The 16,728-nt window shown below is 63.5% G+C and carries 14 protein-coding genes; 10 read left to right on the top strand and 4 right to left on the bottom strand.

Going from position 1 to position 16,728, the window contains the following annotated elements:
* Positions 1–180: 180 nt before the first annotated feature.
* The 4 genes from speA to K675_RS0112060 form a co-directional block, all read right to left on the bottom strand.
* Entirely contained in the window at positions 181–2,094 is a 1,914-nt protein-coding gene (speA, locus tag K675_RS0112075; protein ID WP_017903779.1) for an arginine decarboxylase, read from the bottom strand.
* 224 nt (positions 2,095–2,318) lie between these two features.
* A complete protein-coding gene (locus K675_RS0112070; protein ID WP_017903778.1) occupies positions 2,319–2,690 on the bottom strand; it encodes a translation initiation factor Sui1 in 372 nt (123 codons plus the stop codon).
* A gap of 172 nt (positions 2,691–2,862) precedes the next feature.
* Positions 2,863–3,408, bottom strand: a complete 546-nt coding sequence (locus K675_RS0112065) for an NUDIX hydrolase (RefSeq protein WP_017903777.1) — start codon at positions 3,406–3,408, stop codon at positions 2,863–2,865.
* Positions 3,409–3,411: 3 nt separating this feature from the next.
* Positions 3,412–4,479: a DUF2333 family protein gene (locus tag K675_RS0112060; RefSeq protein ID WP_017903776.1), complete on the bottom strand. Its 1,068-nt coding sequence runs from the start codon at positions 4,477–4,479 to the stop codon at positions 3,412–3,414.
* 322 nt (positions 4,480–4,801) lie between these two features.
* Here K675_RS0112060 and K675_RS0112055 point away from each other — a divergent pair, with 322 nt between their 5' ends.
* The 10 genes from K675_RS0112055 to purH all read left to right on the top strand — a co-directional run bounded on the left by K675_RS0112055 (position 4,802) and on the right by purH (position 16,695).
* On the top strand, positions 4,802–6,463 hold the full coding sequence (locus tag K675_RS0112055; protein ID WP_017903775.1) for a response regulator: 1,662 nt from the start codon (positions 4,802–4,804) through the stop codon (positions 6,461–6,463).
* 54 nt (positions 6,464–6,517) lie between these two features.
* Positions 6,518–8,479, top strand: a complete 1,962-nt coding sequence (locus K675_RS0112050; RefSeq protein WP_017903774.1) for a methyl-accepting chemotaxis protein — start codon at positions 6,518–6,520, stop codon at positions 8,477–8,479.
* A 289-nt stretch (positions 8,480–8,768) separates the two neighbouring features.
* Positions 8,769–9,221, top strand: coding sequence for a type II 3-dehydroquinate dehydratase (aroQ, locus tag K675_RS0112045; RefSeq protein WP_017903773.1), 453 nt, complete (start codon positions 8,769–8,771; stop codon positions 9,219–9,221).
* A 48-nt stretch (positions 9,222–9,269) separates the two neighbouring features.
* Complete coding sequence (accB, locus tag K675_RS0112040; RefSeq protein WP_017903772.1) at positions 9,270–9,734, top strand: acetyl-CoA carboxylase biotin carboxyl carrier protein; 465 nt, start codon at positions 9,270–9,272, stop codon at positions 9,732–9,734.
* A gap of 17 nt (positions 9,735–9,751) precedes the next feature.
* Positions 9,752–11,110: an acetyl-CoA carboxylase biotin carboxylase subunit gene (gene accC / locus K675_RS0112035; protein ID WP_017903771.1), complete on the top strand. Its 1,359-nt coding sequence runs from the start codon at positions 9,752–9,754 to the stop codon at positions 11,108–11,110.
* Between the two features lie 148 nt (positions 11,111–11,258).
* On the top strand, positions 11,259–12,137 hold the full coding sequence (gene prmA / locus K675_RS0112030; protein WP_017903770.1) for a 50S ribosomal protein L11 methyltransferase: 879 nt from the start codon (positions 11,259–11,261) through the stop codon (positions 12,135–12,137).
* A 30-nt stretch (positions 12,138–12,167) separates the two neighbouring features.
* Positions 12,168–13,502: a DUF3426 domain-containing protein gene (locus K675_RS0112025; RefSeq protein WP_017903769.1), complete on the top strand. Its 1,335-nt coding sequence runs from the start codon at positions 12,168–12,170 to the stop codon at positions 13,500–13,502.
* A gap of 174 nt (positions 13,503–13,676) precedes the next feature.
* Positions 13,677–14,690, top strand: a complete 1,014-nt coding sequence (gene dusB, locus K675_RS0112020; protein ID WP_017903768.1) for a tRNA dihydrouridine synthase DusB — start codon at positions 13,677–13,679, stop codon at positions 14,688–14,690.
* On the top strand, positions 14,687–15,007 hold the full coding sequence (gene fis, locus K675_RS0112015) for a DNA-binding transcriptional regulator Fis (RefSeq protein ID WP_003186237.1): 321 nt from the start codon (positions 14,687–14,689) through the stop codon (positions 15,005–15,007). The genes dusB and fis overlap by 4 nt, the downstream gene beginning before the upstream one ends.
* Before the next feature lie 80 nt (positions 15,008–15,087).
* Positions 15,088–16,695 carry a bifunctional phosphoribosylaminoimidazolecarboxamide formyltransferase/IMP cyclohydrolase gene (gene purH, locus K675_RS0112010; protein WP_026145124.1) on the top strand — a complete coding sequence of 536 codons (1,608 nt, stop codon included), beginning with the start codon at positions 15,088–15,090 and terminating at the stop codon, positions 16,693–16,695.
* Positions 16,696–16,728: the final 33 nt, after the last annotated feature.

Raw genomic sequence — 16,728 nt, 5'->3', positions numbered from 1 at the left:
ACAGGCGGTAGAGAAACCACCTACACAAAACACGGAAGCAATGAAGCGAGCACTTTGCCTTCTGGCAATAAAAAACCCACCTCGGCGGGTGGGTTTTTGGACATCCAGACTAAACCTACATGATCAAAGGAAAAAGCATCGTCTTGAAATGGCTAATTCCGAGGAACTATCGGCCTCGACTCAAGACGACAGGTAGGAAGAACGGGTCAGGCCCAGACGCAGGGCGTCGAGGAACTGGGTCCGCTCCTTGACGCTGATGCTGGCACTGGCGACCTTGTCGCGGTAGTGGGTCATCAGTTCCTCCGGCGACAGGTGCACATAGCGCAGCATGTCCTCGATGGTGTCATGGGTTTCGATACCCGCGTGGTACACGCTGCCATCGGCGTTCTGGTAGATGTTCACCGAGTCGGTGTCACCGAACAGGTTATGCATGTCGCCCAGAATTTCCTGGTAGGCGCCCACCAGGAAGATCCCCAGCAGATAGTCCTCGCCTTCATTCACAGCGTGTACCGGCAGGCTGGTCTCGATGCTCTGCTCGTCGACGTACTGCTTGATCTTGCCATCGGAGTCGCAGGTCAGGTCCTGCAGCACCGCCCGACGCAGCGGCTCCTCGTTCAGCCGGTGCAGCGGCAGGATCGGCAGCACCTGGCCGATGGCCCAGGTATCGGGCAGGCTCTGGAACACCGAGAAGTTGCAGATGTACTTGTCGGCGAGCTTGTCGTTGAGCTCGTCGAGTACCTGGCGATGCGAGCGCTGGCGGGCCTTCAGCGAGTTGTGCAGACGCCGGCACACGGCGAAGTAGCACTGCTCGGCCAGGGCTTTCTCGGCCAGGGTCAGCTTGCCATCGGCGTACTGGGTGGCCACGTCGCTCATGTAGTGGGTGGCGCGCCAATAGGTTTCGGTGACCATCTCGATATCGGTCGGACCCAGCAGCTCCACCAGCCATTGCACGGTTTCCGGCAGGTCCTGCGGATTCTCGATATGCGGCACGTCGTCGTTGTGTTTCTCGACGTCGGTCACCTGCACCACCAGCATCGCATGGTGAGCGGTCAGCGAACGGCCGCTTTCGGAGAAAATGTGCGGATGCGGCAGGTTCTGCGCATCGCAGAACTCCTTGAGCATGCCGACCACGACACCGGCGTAGTCATCCATGTCGTAGTTGATCGAACTGGCGTTACGCGAGTGGGTGCCGTCGTAGTCGACCCCCAGGCCGCCGCCGACGTCGATGTGATCGACCGGCAGGCCGAGGTTGCGCAGCTCGCCGTAGTAGCGGATCGCTTCCTTGAAGCCGTATTGATAGTCCGCCAGGTTGGCGATCTGCGAGCCCATGTGGAAGTGCAGCAGGCGAATACCCTGGTCCAGGCCGGCCGCGCGGAAGCGCTCGACCACCGACAGCAGTTGCGCCGCCGACAGGCCGAACTTGGATTTCTCGCCGCCGGTATCGGCCCACTTGCTCGACGCCAGGGACGACAGGCGCACCCGCAGGCCGACCTGGGGCTTGACCTTGAGGAACGCGGCTTCCTCGATCACCAGTTCGACTTCGGACTCCTTCTCGATCACGATGAACACGTTGTGGCCGAGCTTCTGCCCCATCAGCGCCAGGCGAATGAACTCGCGGTCCTTGTAGCCGTTGCAGACAATGGTGCCGCCCTTCGGCGCCAGCGCCAGCACCGCCAGCAGCTCGGGCTTGGAACCGGCTTCCAGGCCGATGGAAACGTTCTGGGTGGCGATGATGTTCTCGATCACCGCTTCCTGCTGGTTGACCTTGATCGGGTACAGGGCGGTGTACTTGCTCTGGTATTCCAGGCGCGCGATGTTCGCGTCGAACGCGCCGGTCAGTTGGCGCACGCGGTCCTGCAGGATATCCGGAAAGCGCACCAGCAATGGCAGGGACAAGCCGCTCTTGCGCAGCTCATCGACCTGCTCGAAGAGGTCGATGGGTGAACTGTTCGGGCCGTTCGGACGAACCTCGACACGACCGGCGTCATTGATCGCGAAATATCCGGCCCCCCAATGGCGAATCCCGTAAACACTGCGGCTGTCCGCAACTGTCCATTGGCTGCCATCGTCTTTGCGTGTGCGTCGTACGGACATCGAAGTCCCCTATAGAAGAAGTCAGGTAGCGCCGCCTGGACCCAGGCTGCGCGCAGTCTAAAGAATGAAAATGACGATTCGCCTGTATCCGGGTAGGACCACGGATCCAGCTTCGAGTTTAGAGGCTGTGCGGGAACAGGCTCTGTGAAAACCATGGGCACGACTGCCAGGCCACGTTCATCCGGGCGGGCGGGTCGACTTCACGGTGGTTTTCACAGAGGCTGCTAGCCGCCGGACTTCTTCGCCTTGAAACCGTGCTTGACCAGCTCGCCCAGCAGCAGCTCGACATGGTCGCCCTGGATCTCGATGACGCCGTCCTTCAACGCGCCACCGGTACCACAACGCTTCTTCAAGGTACTCGCCAGTTCCTTGAGAGCGTCCTCGGCCAGGGGCACGCCGGTGATCGTCGTCACCGTCTTGCCGCCACGGCCCTTGCTTTCGCGGCGCACGCGGGCAATGCCGTCGCCTTCGGGGATACGGGTCTGTTTGCAGGTACAGGCGGCCACCGGCTGGCTACAGTCGGGGCAATGTCGGCCTGCGTCGGTGGAAAACACCAGGCCGCCGAGAGCGGCGAAGGATGCGGCTTTTTTGGCCACCGGCAATCCTCTTGGGAGGACGAAAGACTGGTCGAAAGCCCCAGGGGCGACGACCGCGAAGCCCCACTCAGGCAGGGGCAGCGCTACTCGAGACGGCCAGGCCGTCCGAGCTTGAAAAGGCGCGCAGTTTAACGGCAAAAGGCCGATGACCCAAGAGCCAATCGGCGCCATTTCATGAAGGTTTTGCGACGCCCTGCAAATAGCGCTTCAAGGCCGCCAGGGAGTCCGGGCAGTAAGGCTTGTGCGCACTTTCCGCCACGGCGGCCTCCACCGGGATGAAACGGGCTTCGAGCACTTCTTCCGGTTGCAGCCGCAAGGGCCCGTCCCAGACGGCGCTGAACACCGCGCACCAGAGCCGGTTGCCCGGCTGGTCGAAGAAGAAACGCTCATGGGCGGTCAAGGGCACGCCACTGACCCCCAGTTCCTCCTCCAGCTCGCGGGCGGCCGACTCGGCATAGCTTTCATCGGCCTGGACCATGCCCCCCGCCGCCACGTCCCAGTAGCCGGGATAGATGGCCTTGCTGAGGGTCCGCCGATGCACGCACAGCTCACCGGCCGAATTGAATAGCAGGATGTAGGTACCCCGGCCGATCAGGCCGCGTTCGCGCAGTTCGGCGCGGGCGAGGCTGCCCTGTAGTCGATCGTCGTCGTCGACCCAGGCGATCAGCTCGGCATCGGAGGCGGCGCGATGCGCCACCTCGTTCGGGGAGAGATTCATCGATCAACCCTGGTTGAGCAGTTGGCGCAGGTCGATCACCGCGGCGTTGGCCCGCGAAATGTAGTTGGCCATCACCAGCGAGTGGTTGGCCAGGACACCGAAGCCACTGCCGTTGAGGATCATCGGGCTCCACACCGGCTCCTGCGAGGCTTCCAGCTCGCGAATGATCTGCCGTACGCTGACCGTGGCGTTTTTCTTCGCCAGCACGTCGGCGAAATCGACCTCGATCGCGCGCAGCAGGTGCGACAGCGCCCAGGCCTGGCCACGGGCTTCGTAGAAGACGTTGTCGATCTGCAGCCAGGGTGTCTCGACCACTTCCTCGTCAACCTGCGGCACTTGTCCGGGTGCCACGCTTTCGGTTTTCAGCGCGGAGTTCAGCTTGACCCGCCCGACACTGGCCGACAGGCGCTGGGACAGCGAGCCCAGGCGCGTGGCGACATCGCCAAGCCAGTTGTTCAGGTTGTCGGCACGGGCGTAGAACAACGCGTTGTTCTGATTCGGGTCGGACAGCCGCGCCTGGTAGCGATCCAGGGAGTTGATGCCCTCCTGGTACTCTGCCTCGCTGGAAGGCAGCATCCAGCTGCGGTTGTCGAAGTTGAAGCGCGGCTCGGCCTTGGCCAGATCGGCGTCTTCAGCCGATTGCGACTGCGACCGGGCGAAATCCTTGCGCAGGGCACGGGTCAGGTCGCGCACCTGGACCAGCACGCCGTATTCCCAGCTGGGGATGTTGTCCAGCCAGACGCCTGGCGGGAAGCGATCATTGGACAGATAGCCACCCGGCTTGTTCAGCAGGGTACCGACCACTGTCTTGAGGGTTTCGACCGTGGTGTAGCCGACGACCATCTTGCGCCCCTGCTTCTCGGCGGCCATCTGCGCGTTCTGCTGGACGGGAAACAGCGCCGGCTCCTGACTCCAGTACCAGCCGAGCAGAATCGTCACCACCAGGTACAACCCGACCAGGGTTGCCAGGGCGCGACTGAACAGCAGGCCGGCGAAATAGCCGCGGGGGGCCGGCGAGGGTTCGGCGGCGCGTTCCGGCGCGCTGCCTGCGCGTTTTTTCCAGTCCAGCATGGCTCTATCCTTTCGATCACATGAGTTCATCGGTTGACCACAACCCTGGCCCATCGTGCCCTGCCCGAGCGAACCCGCCTCAGGGCCGGCGTTCGTCGCGCAAGGCACGGCCACGTTGCCATCCATCGCCCCACTATAAATCAAGCGGCCTCGGGACGCTTCATGCAAGCGCCGCCCGATTGACCATCCCCGCCACCTCGAACGCCGACCAGGAGGTCATGAAATGAATTCGAGAAGTTGACGCATGGCACATATACCAAGGCCAGAGAAGTGCTAGCATAGAGCCACTACCCTCCGCCGTTCGTCTAACCAGTAGCCAGCTATGAGCGAGCCAGAAGACCCCAACCGCGAGCGCCTCAGGCAGCACTTTGCCCAGCGGGTCATTCACCAGGCACGCCAGATTCTGGAGATATGGCAGCGCCTGCAACGCAGCGAATGGTCGAGCAGCGACATGTCCGAACTCAATGAGGCGAACCTGCGCCTGTTGCGCTTCGCCGAACGCTTCGAACAACCGGAACACGTCCAACTGGCCCATGGCATCCATCGCTCGCTGGAAGCGGTCGACGCCAACCGGGGTCGACTCAGCAGCGGCCTGATCACCGAACTCAACCGCCTGATGCAGCGCCTGTCGCGCACCGGCCTGCGCCATGGCGACCAGCTCGAGCACACCTTCCTGCCACCGCTGCGCAAGCCGGTCTACGTGATGCTGCAGGATCACGAGCGTGCCGAGCGGCTGGTCAAGCAACTGGAGTTCTTCGGCCTCGGCGCCCAGGCGCTGGAAAATGTCGCGGCGTTCCGCTCGTCCATGGCCGAACGCCTGCCGGCCGCGATCGTCATGGACGTCGACTTCACCGGCAGCGGCATGGGCCTGCACCTGGCGGCCGAAGCGCAGCTCGGCCTGGAACAGAAGCTGCCGCTGCTGTTTTTCAGCCTGCATGAAACCGATACGCCGACCCGCCTGGCCGCCGTGCGCGCCGGCGGCCAGGAATTCCTCACCGGCACACTGGAGGCTTCCAGCCTGCTGGAGAAAATCGAGGTGCTGACCTGTGCCGCCCAGTACGATCCGTACAAGGTGCTGATCATCGACGACTCACGCGCCCAGGCCCTGCACACCGAACGCCTGCTCAACAGCGCCGGTATCGTCACCCGGACCCTGATCGACCCGATACAAGCCATGGCCGAACTGGCGGACTTCCAGCCGGACCTCATCATCCTCGACATGTACATGCCGGCCTGCACCGGCACCGAGCTGGCGAAGGTGATCCGCCACAACGACCGCTATGTCAGCGTGCCGATCATCTATTTGTCCGCCGAGGACGACCTGGACAAGCAGCTCGACGCCATGAGCGAAGGCGGCGACGACTTCCTGACCAAGCCGATCAAGCCACGCCATCTGATCACCACCGTGCGCAACCGTGCGGCGCGGGCGCGCAACCTCAAGTCGCGAATGATCCGCGACAGCCTGACCGGCCTGTACAACCACACCCATATCCTGCAGTTGCTCGAGGATTGCAGCTTCCGTGCCCGTCGCGAATGCAAGCCGCTGAGCTTCGCGATGCTCGATATCGATCACTTCAAGCGGGTCAACGACAGCCACGGCCATCCCATGGGCGACCGGGTGATCAAGAGCCTGGCGCTGTTTCTCAAGCAGCGCCTGCGCAAGACCGACTTCATCGGCCGCTACGGCGGCGAAGAGTTCGCCATCGTCATGCCCGACACCGACCTGGAGTCGGCCTACAAGGTGCTGGAGGAAATTCGCCAGCGCTTCGCCGAGATCCACTATCCGGCCCAGCCGGAGGACCTGTGGTGCACGTTCAGCGCCGGCGTGGTCGAGCTGCAGGAAGACAGCGACAGCCTGCTCATGGCGAGCCAGGCCGACGAAGCCCTCTACCGGGCCAAGCATGCCGGACGCAACCGGGTGCAGGTTGCACGGCAAAGTGCCACCTTTTCATCGGATTCCACTGATTCCGTCATAACGCTGTAACTAAACAGCAATAAATTCAGGCGCTTACCACTTTTGTCGTGGGTAGGATCCAGAATGCGCCTGAAGTTGCTGACCAATCTCAACACCCTGTTGCTCGTTGCCGTCTGCCTGGCACTCGGGGCTACGCTCTGGTGGTCGCAGCGGGCACTGGAACGTCCCTACCAGTTGATGGAGCGCTACCTGGGCCTGTCGCAGCAGTTCCAGAACCAGGCGGCACGCAATATCGAAGACTACCTGGGCAGCGGTGACGCCCTGCGCCTGAGCGGCGCCGGACAGTCCATCGAAGCGATCGGCAAGGAAATCGCCGCCCTGCCGCCGTCCATGACCGAAAGCCTGCGCTCCAGCCTGGCCGCCCTGGGCGACTTCAGCAAGACCGACCTGCTGGCCGCCGGCAAGCTGGCCGGCGACCCGCAGGCCCTGTTGCTGCAGGCCGAACGCGAGCTGGGCGGCAACCTCGAACAACTGACCCGGTACGCCACCGGTGCCGGCAAGCCCGAGGCCGCGGCCTATCTGCCGCCGTTGCTGGCAGCCTCCTCGCACCTGGCGAAACTGTCGCTGGCCCGGGACAAGCTGGTCAGCAGCGGTCGCAGCGAACTGGCCGCCGACGTCGAGCGTGAACTGGCCAGTATCCGCAGCCAGGCCGAACAACTGGAAGCCCTGCCCCTGCTCGGTGTGACCTCCAGCAGCGAGTCCGGCGCCGACGACTTCAACGCCATGATGGGCCTGGAGACCAGCGGGAAGGCGACCGCCGAAGACACCGGCGTCGGCCTCAAGCGCGAACTGCACAGCCTGCTGAACCGCTACCCGGCCGAGTTGGCCCGCACCCGCGAGCAGATCCGGCGCCGGGCCGACCTGGCGACGGCGACCCACCTGAAGATCAGTGCCGTGCAACAGGCGATCGCCGCCATGGAACCGGTGGTACGCGCCCAGCATGGCCAGATCGAAAGCGAAGTACGCCTGATGCAAGGCGCGATGATCGGCCTGATCCTGCTGATCGCCCTGTTGATCGACACCCTGCAGCGCAAGCTGGCCCGGGTCCTGACCAACCTCGCGCCGGCCCTTTCGATCTGGGCCGAAGGCGACTTCAGCCGGGATATCCAGTTGGGCAGGACCAATCGCGAACTGCACGATATCGAAGCCTCATTGAACCGCCTGCGCGCCTACCTGGTGGATCTGGTCGGCACCATTCGCCAGAACGCCGAACAGGTTGCCGGCAGCAGCAGGACCCTGGCCGAGCTGAGCAGCGGCCTGCACAGCGGTGTCGAGCGTCAGGCCGGCGACACCGGGCAGATCCGTGACGCGCTGGGAGAACTGGAGGCGACCATCCAGCAGGTCAGCGGCGATGCCAGCCAGGCCGCGGATGCCAGCCGCAGCGCCGGACTGGCGGTGGAGCACGGCCAGAAGGTCATCGGCATGAGCCTGGCCGGCCTGCATGCGCTGGTCGGCGAGGTCCAGGGCAACGCACAGATGATCGAGCACCTGGCCGAGGAATCGGCGACCATCGGTGGCGTGCTGACAGTGATCCGCTCGATCGCCGACCAGACCAACCTGCTGGCCCTCAACGCCGCCATCGAAGCCGCCCGCGCCGGGGAAATGGGTCGTGGTTTCGCGGTGGTCGCCGAGGAGGTCAGGACCCTGGCCCAGCGCACCGCGGGGGCCACCGGGGAAATCCAGAACCTGATCGCCGGACTGCAGAGCGCGGCACGCGAATCGGTGGAAGGCATGCGCGCCCAGGTCCAACACGCCGAGGCGACCGCCAACCAGGCCCAGGCGGCCGATGGCGCGCTGGATGAAATCGTCGGGGCGATCCAGACCATCTCCGACACGGCCGTGCGCATCGCCGACGTCACCGCCCAACAAAGTGGCGCGGTCAGCGAGATCCGCGATCACAGCGAGCGCATCCACCAACTGGGCGAAGACAACCTGCTGCGTATCGGCGAAGGCCGCAGCCAGGGCGAACGCCTGCTGGAGCTGGGCACGCAGTTGAACACGGCGGTGCAGGCCTTCCGCGTCTGAGCACGCGGCCCCGCCATTTTCCACGCGCCTGCTACCCTTCTTCGCGGCAGGCGTTTTCGCCCAAGGCATCGTCCAATCGGTCGTTTTGTGAACTCACGGTCGGCCTCCCACAGCCAACTTCGCCGAACCTGCTGCGAACAGGGATGACCGGTTTCAACAAACGAGTCACAAATTTTTCGCGAACATCGGACATCGTGCTGGCTATTGCAGTCAACTGGACAGTCATCCGCGCTTTGCGGCATAGTCGGCGCGCATTGACCACTGCGCACCGATAACAAGGAAACAGCCGATGGCGACCCTACTGGTCCTGCACGGACCCAACCTGAACCTGCTGGGCACCCGCGAGCCGGGCGTCTACGGCGCGGTCACGCTGGCCGAAATCAACCAGGACCTGGAGCGCCGGGCCCGGGAAGCCGGGCACCACCTGATGTATCTGCAAAGCAATGCCGAATACGAATTGATCGAGCGAATCCATGCCGCCCGTGGCGAAGGCGTGGACTTCATTCTCATCAATCCGGCAGCTTTTACACATACAAGCGTCGCATTACGTGACGCGTTGCTGGCGGTGAGCATCCCATTCATCGAAGTGCATCTGTCGAACGTGCACAAACGCGAACCTTTCCGCCATCACTCCTACTTTTCAGATGTAGCGGTAGGAGTGATCTGCGGCCTGGGCGCCAGCGGTTACCGACTGGCCCTGGAGGCCGCCCTAGAGCAGCTTGAAAGACTGGCGACAGCTTGAACGACAAGCGATAAACGCCCCTGACCGACCCTTGGGAGTTGATGATTCATGGATATCCGTAAAGTTAAGAAACTGATCGAGTTGCTGGAAGAGTCCGGCATCGACGAGCTCGAGATCAAGGAAGGCGAAGAGTCCGTACGCATCAGTCGCCACAGCAAGGCCCCGGCGCAGCAGTACTATGCGCCTGCACCGGTACAGGCTCCGGCTCCAGCCGCTGCCCCCGCCGCACCAGCTGCCGCCGCTGCCGCTCCTGAAGCCGCCGCCGCACCGAAACTGAACGGTTTCGTGGTCAAGTCGCCGATGGTCGGTACCTTCTACCGTACCCCGTCGCCAACTTCGGCTCCATTCGTCGAAGTCGGCCAGACCGTCAAGAAAGGCGACACCATCTGCATCGTCGAAGCGATGAAGATGATGAACCACATCCAGGCCGAAGCCAGCGGTGTGATCGAATCCATCCTGGTAGAAAACGGTCAGCCGGTTGAGTATGACCAGCCGCTGTTCACCATCGTTTGAACCGCGGAGTGCCTTCGATGTCCAAACCTGCGAAGCTGGAAAAAGTCCTGATCGCCAACCGTGGCGAGATCGCTCTGCGTATCCTGCGCGCCTGTAAGGAACAAGGCATCAAGACCGTAGCTGTTTACTCGACGGCCGATACGGAACTGATGCACGTGAAACTGGCGGACGAAAGCATCTGCATCGGCCCGCCCCTGGCCACCCACTCGTACCTGAACATCCCGAACATCATCGCGGCCGCCGAAGTCACTGGTGCCACGGGGATTCACCCAGGCTACGGCTTCCTCGCGGAAAACGCCGATTTCGCCGAACAGGTCGAGAAATCCGGTTTTGCCTTCATCGGCCCGAAAGCCGACACCATTCGCCTGATGGGTGACAAGGTTTCGGCCAAGGCCGCCATGATCGCGGCTGGCGTACCGACCGTACCCGGCTCCGACGGCCCACTGCCTGAAGACCCGGAAACCGCCCTGCGCATCGGTCGCGAAGTCGGCTACCCGGTGATCATCAAGGCGGCAGGCGGCGGCGGCGGTCGCGGCATGCGCGTGGTGCACAGCGAGGAAGAGCTGGTCGAAGCGGCCAAGCAGACTCGTGAAGAGGCCGGCGCCTGGTTCAGCAACCCGATGGTCTACCTGGAAAAGTTCCTGACCAACCCACGTCACGTGGAAGTCCAGGTGATTTCCGACGGCCAGGGCCATGCGATCCACCTGGGCGACCGTGACTGCTCGCTGCAGCGTCGTCACCAGAAGGTCCTGGAGGAAGCTCCGGCACCGGGTATCGACGAAAACGCGCGCAAGGAAGTCCTGGCTCGCTGCGTCCAGGCCTGTATCGACATCGGCTACCGTGGCGCCGGTACTTTCGAGTTCCTGTACGAGAACGGCCGCTTCTACTTCATCGAGATGAACACTCGCGTGCAGGTGGAGCACCCGGTATCGGAAATGGTCACCGGCATCGATATCGTCAAGGAGATGCTGAGCATCGCCGCTGGCAATCCGCTGTCGTACACCCAGGACGACGTGAAGATCCACGGTCACGCGCTGGAGTGCCGGATCAACGCCGAAGACCCCAAGACCTTCATCCCGAGCCCGGGCCTGGTCAAGCATTTCCATGCTCCGGGCGGCAACGGCGTGCGGGTCGACTCGCATCTGTACAGCGGCTACAAGGTTCCGTCGAACTATGACTCCCTGATCGGCAAGCTGATCACCTGGGGAGCCACTCGCGACGAAGCCATGGCGCGCATGCGCAATGCCCTGGATGAAGTCGTGGTGGACGGGATCAAGACCAATATCCCGCTGCACCGTGACCTGGTTCGTGACGAAGGCTTCTGCGAAGGTGGTGTGAACATTCACTACCTGGAACACAAGCTCGCCCACCAGTGAGCCGGTGATCCGAACGACAAGGCCGCTTTCGAGCGGCCTTGTCGTTTTTGCAGGAGCAGGCCCACTCCCACAAAGCATCGCGCTGGCGTAAACTGCCGCGTTTCTCGCGACCACCCCGATCGCACACTCATTTTCACAGGTGCCCGCCATGCCTTGGCTGCAAGTACGCCTCGCCATCAGCCCGGAACAAGCCGAAACCTACGAAGACGCTTTCCTGGAAGTCGGCGCTGTTTCGGTAACCTTCATGGATGCCGAAGATCAGCCGATTTTCGAACCCGAACTGAACACCACCCCGCTGTGGTCCCACACCCATCTGCTGGCGCTGTTCGAGGCCGGCACCGAGGCCGCCAGCGTACTGGCGCACCTCGAGCTGCTGACCGGCGCCCCGCTGCCCGAACACCACAGCGAAGTGATCGAGGACCAGGACTGGGAACGCAGCTGGATGGACAATTTCCAGCCGATGCGTTTCGGTCAGCGCCTGTGGATCGTGCCGAGCTGGCATGCCGCACCGGAGCCGGGCGCGGTCAACCTGCTGCTCGACCCGGGCCTGGCCTTCGGCACCGGCACCCACCCGACCACCGCCCTCTGCCTGGAATGGCTCGACGGCCAGGACCTCAAGGACTGCAACGTCCTCGACTTCGGCTGCGGCTCGGGCATCCTGGCGATTGCCGCCCTGCTGCTGGGCGCTCGCGAAGCGGTCGGCACCGACATCGACGTGCAGGCCCTGGAGGCGTCCCGCGACAACGCCGGGCGCAACAACATCGCCGAAGAGCTGTTCCCGCTGTATCTGCCCGAGCAATTGCCGCAGATGCAGGCCGATGTTCTGGTGGCGAACATTCTCGCGGGCCCGCTGGTTTCCCTGGCACCGCAACTGTCGACCCTGGTCAAGCCGGGTGGCCGCCTGGCGCTGTCCGGCATCCTCGCCGAACAGGGCGAGGAAGTGGCCGCCGCCTATGCCAAGGACTTCGATCTGGACCCGATCGCCGATCGCGACGGCTGGGTGCGCATCACAGGCCGTCGGCGCTAGAATGGGCGCTTGCATGAACCGGATCGCCGCATGACCGACAGCTTCGTCACCCAGTGCCCGCATTGCCAAACCAGCTTTCGCGTCAGCCATGCCCAGTTGAGCGTGGCGCGCGGTGTCGTGCGCTGTGGCTCGTGCCTGCAGGTGTTCAATGCGGCGCGCCAGCTGCTGGAGCAGCGCGCGGCCCGGGAAGCGGCAGCCAACCCGCCGACCCCGCCCGTCACAGCCGCCCCGGCGACACCGGCACCGGCAGAAGCGCCTCCCGCCGCACCGGCAGTGCCGACAGCGCCAGCCGAGCCGCCTCGCGCCATCAGCCAGAAGCAATGGACGGCGCAAGAGCTGGATCTGGACGACCTGGACCTCGACGAAGAACTGGCCCGCCTGGAACAGCGGGAAATCCAGCCGGCCCGGTCATTCGGCCAGGATCATCCGGGCAAGGAAGAATCCTTCAGCGCCCGGCGCGACAGCGATGATGACGAAGCCCAATGGTCCGGCAGCCTGTTCAGCGCACCGACCAGCGAGCCCGACGAACTGGCCGAAGACGAACAGGAACGGCCGGTTCCGACACCAAAGGCCGAGCGCAAGGTCGAACGCAAGCCCGAACAGCCCAAGCCGGGCCGTACCGAGCCATCGCTGTCCTTCGACCTCGCCGACCTGGACGATGAGCCCGAGGCGCCACGCCTGGCCATCGAAGACAGCGAACTGGAAGGGCTCACGCCTCACGAAACGGTGAACGCCGACCGGGAAGATACGGCCGACGACGCCGTCACCGAGCAGAAAAAGCCCGCCCGTACCCGCAGCGAACCCGGTGTCGGGGCACACGACGACGTGCTGCTGGACCTCGAGGACGACCCGATTCACCTCGACTGGCAACGTCGCCGCTCGCCCTGGGGCAAGCGCCTGCTGTGGCTGCTGCTGGTGCTGCTCGCCGGTGCCGCCCTGCTCGGCCAGTACGTCGCCTACCATTTCGACGAACTGGCGCGCCAGGACCAGTATCGGCCGTGGTTCCAGCAACTGTGCCCGCAGTTGGGCTGCAAGGTGCCGTCCAAGGTCGATATCGCCCGGATCAAGAGCAGCAACCTCGTGGTGCGCAGCCACCCGGATTTCAACGGCGCCCTGGTGGTGGATGCGATCATCTACAACCGCGCGTCGTTTTCTCAGCCGTTTCCGCTGCTGGAGTTGCGTTTTGCCGATCTCAACGGCCATCTGATCGCCAGCCGGCGCTTCAAGCCCGGTGAATACCTGGGCGGCGACCTCGGCGAACAGAGCGAAATGCCCCCCCAGACCCCGATCCATATCGCCCTGGACATCCTCGATCCAGGTGCCAAGGCCGTGAACTACAGCCTCAGCTTCCATTCGCCCGAATAGCCCGGGTTGTCAGGTTGTTTGACGGCAGTTTTCCGCCGACGACCAAACCGCTGGCGATAACAGAATAACTGTTCAGATTTTATCCAATTTTGCCTTTATCCGGTCATCGAGAGCGGGTATCATGCCAACCCTTTTTCGAACTCCCATGATCCGGCCCCACAACAGGGAAGTCCTATGTCGGCGGTACGCATCGGCCCATACACACTGCAGAACGGTTTGATTCTCGCCCCCATGGCGGGTGTGACCGACCAGCCCTTTCGTCAGCTTTGCCGGCGCCTGGGCGCAGGCCTGGTGGTTTCGGAAATGGTGACCAGCGACATGAGCCTGTGGAACAGCCGCAAGTCGCGTCTGCGCATGATTCACGAAGGCGATCCCGAGCCGCGCTCGGTGCAGATCGCCGGTGGCGATGCCCGGATGCTCGCGGATGCGGCCCGGGCCAACGTCGAGCTGGGCGCACAGATTATCGACATCAACATGGGGTGTCCGGCCAAGAAGGTCTGCAACAAGGCCGCCGGCTCCGCACTGTTGAAGGATGAAGACCTGGTGAGGGAGATCCTGCACGCCGTCGTGGCGGCGGTCGATGTCCCGGTCACCCTGAAGATCCGCACCGGCTGGGACCGGGCGAACAAGAACGGCCTGACGGTGGCGAAGATCGCCGAACAGGCGGGCATCACCGCCCTGGCGGTGCATGGACGGACCCGTGCAGACCTGTACACCGGCGAAGCCGAGTACGACACCATTGCCGCGATCAAGCAGGCGGTGTCGATCCCGGTCTTCGCCAACGGCGACATCGATTCGGCCGAAAAGGCCCGGTACGTGCTGAACGCCACCGGTGCCGACGGCCTGTTGATCGGCCGGGCTGCCCAGGGGCGACCGTGGATTTTTCGTGAGATAGAGCATTTCCTGCGTACCGGTGAAACCCTCCCGGCACCGGAGTTGTTGGAAGTGGAACGCATTCTGCTTGAGCATCTGGCCGCATTGCATGCCTTCTATGGAGAGGTCATGGGCGTACGCATCGCCCGCAAGCATGTCGGCTGGTATCTCGCAACCTTGCCGGGCGCCAGGGAGTTTCGCGCCCACTTCAATCGTTTGGAAGATACGGAAGCACAGTGCGCCAACGTTCGTGAGTTCTTCGCCGGACGTTACAAGAGCCTGGTGACAGGGGACGCAGAGGGGGTGGCCGCATGACGATGATGACCGAGACTTTAGTGAGTGGAACAACGCCCGTGAGCGACAACGTCAATTTGAAACAGCACCTCAATACGCCAAGCGAGGAGGGCCAGACCCTTCGCGGCAGCGTCGAAAAGGCGCTGCACAATTATTTCGCCCACCTCGAGGGCGCGGCCGTCACGGACGTGTACAACCTGGTGCTCTCCGAAGTCGAGGCTCCCCTGCTCGAAAGCGTGATGAACTACGTCAAGGGCAACCAGACCAAGGCCAGCGAGCTGCTGGGCCTGAACCGCGGCACCCTGCGCAAGAAACTCAAGCAGTACGATTTGCTGTAAGCATTCAATAAAACCAGAAAGGCGCCCGCGTAGAAACGGTCGCCTTTTTTGCTGACTCCCTTGTTTTGATGGACATCGAGATGACCGACCAGACTACCCGCCTGCCGATCCGCCGCGCCCTGATCAGCGTTTCCGACAAGACCGGAATCCTCGATTTCGCTCGTGAACTGGAAGCCCTGGGCGTGGAAATCCTCTCCACCGGCGGCACCTTCAAGCTGCTGCGGGACAACGGCGTCGCCGCCGTGGAAGTCGCGGACTACACCGGTTTTGCGGAAATGATGGACGGCCGGGTGAAAACCCTGCATCCGAAAATCCACGGTGGCATCCTCGGTCGTCGCGGCATCGACGATGCGATCATGAGCGAACACGGCATCCAGCCGATCGACCTGGTCGCGGTCAACCTCTACCCGTTCGAAGCCACCATCAGCAAGCCGGGCTGTGACCTGCCGACCGCCATCGAGAACATCGACATCGGCGGCCCGACCATGGTCCGTTCGGCAGCCAAGAACCACAAGGACGTCGCCATCGTCGTCAACGCCAGCGACTACGCCCAGGTCCTGGAGAGCCTCAAGGCCGGCGGCCTGACCTACGCCCAGCGCTTCGACCTGATGCTCAAGGCGTTCGAGCACACCGCCGCCTACGACGGCATGATCGCCAACTACATGGGCACCGTGAACCAGGCGGCCGAAACCCTGTCGACCGAAGGCCGCGGCGAATTCCCGCGCACCTTCAACAGCCAGTTCGTCAAGGCCCAGGAAATGCGCTACGGCGAGAACCCGCACCAGAGCGCGGCGTTCTATGTGGAAGCCAAGCCGGCCGAGGCCGGCATCGCCACCGCGACCCAACTGCAAGGCAAGGAACTGTCCTACAACAACGTGGCCGACACCGACGCCGCGCTGGAATGCGTGAAGAGCTTCGTCAAGCCGGCCTGCGTGATCGTCAAGCACGCCAACCCGTGCGGCGTGGCCGTGAGCCCGGACGCCGAAGGCGGCATCCGTCAGGCCTATGAACTGGCCTACGCCACCGACAGCGAGTCGGCGTTCGGCGGCATCATCGCCTTCAACCGCGAACTGGACGCCGAAACCGCCAAGGCCATCGTCGAACGCCAGTTCGTCGAAGTGATCATCGCTCCTTCCGTCAGCGAAGAGGCCCGTGCCATCGTCGCCGCCAAGGCCAACGTGCGCCTGCTGGCCTGCGGTCAGTGGGACGCCGAGCGCGCTCCGGCCTGGGACTACAAGCGCGTCAACGGCGGTCTGCTGGTCCAGAGCCGCGACATCGGCATGATCACCAGCGCCGACCTGAAGGTGGTGACCAAGCGCGCCCCGACCGAACAGGAAATCAACGACCTGATCTTCGCCTGGAAAGTCGCCAAGTACGTCAAGTCCAACGCCATCGTCTACGCCAAGAACCGCCAGACCATCGGCGTCGGCGCCGGCCAGATGAGCCGCGTGAACTCGGCGCGCATCGCCGCGATCAAGGCTGAACACGCGGGTCTGCAGGTGCAGGGCGCGGTCATGGCCTCGGACGCCTTCTTCCCGTTCCGCGACGGCATCGACAACGCGGCCAAGGTCGGTATCACCGCGGTGATCCAGCCAGGCGGCTCGATGCGCGACAGCGAAGTGATCGCCGCCGCCGACGAAGCCGGCATCGCCATGGTCTTCACCGGCATGCGCCACTTCCGCCACTAACGTACGACAGCGGCCGCACTGACGCCAGCATCT

It is taken from the genome of Pseudomonas fuscovaginae SE-1 (genome assembly GCF_000364705.1).
Classification (GTDB): domain Bacteria; phylum Pseudomonadota; class Gammaproteobacteria; order Pseudomonadales; family Pseudomonadaceae; genus Aquipseudomonas; species Aquipseudomonas fuscovaginae_A.
This window is presented reverse-complemented; position numbering and strand designations above follow the sequence as displayed.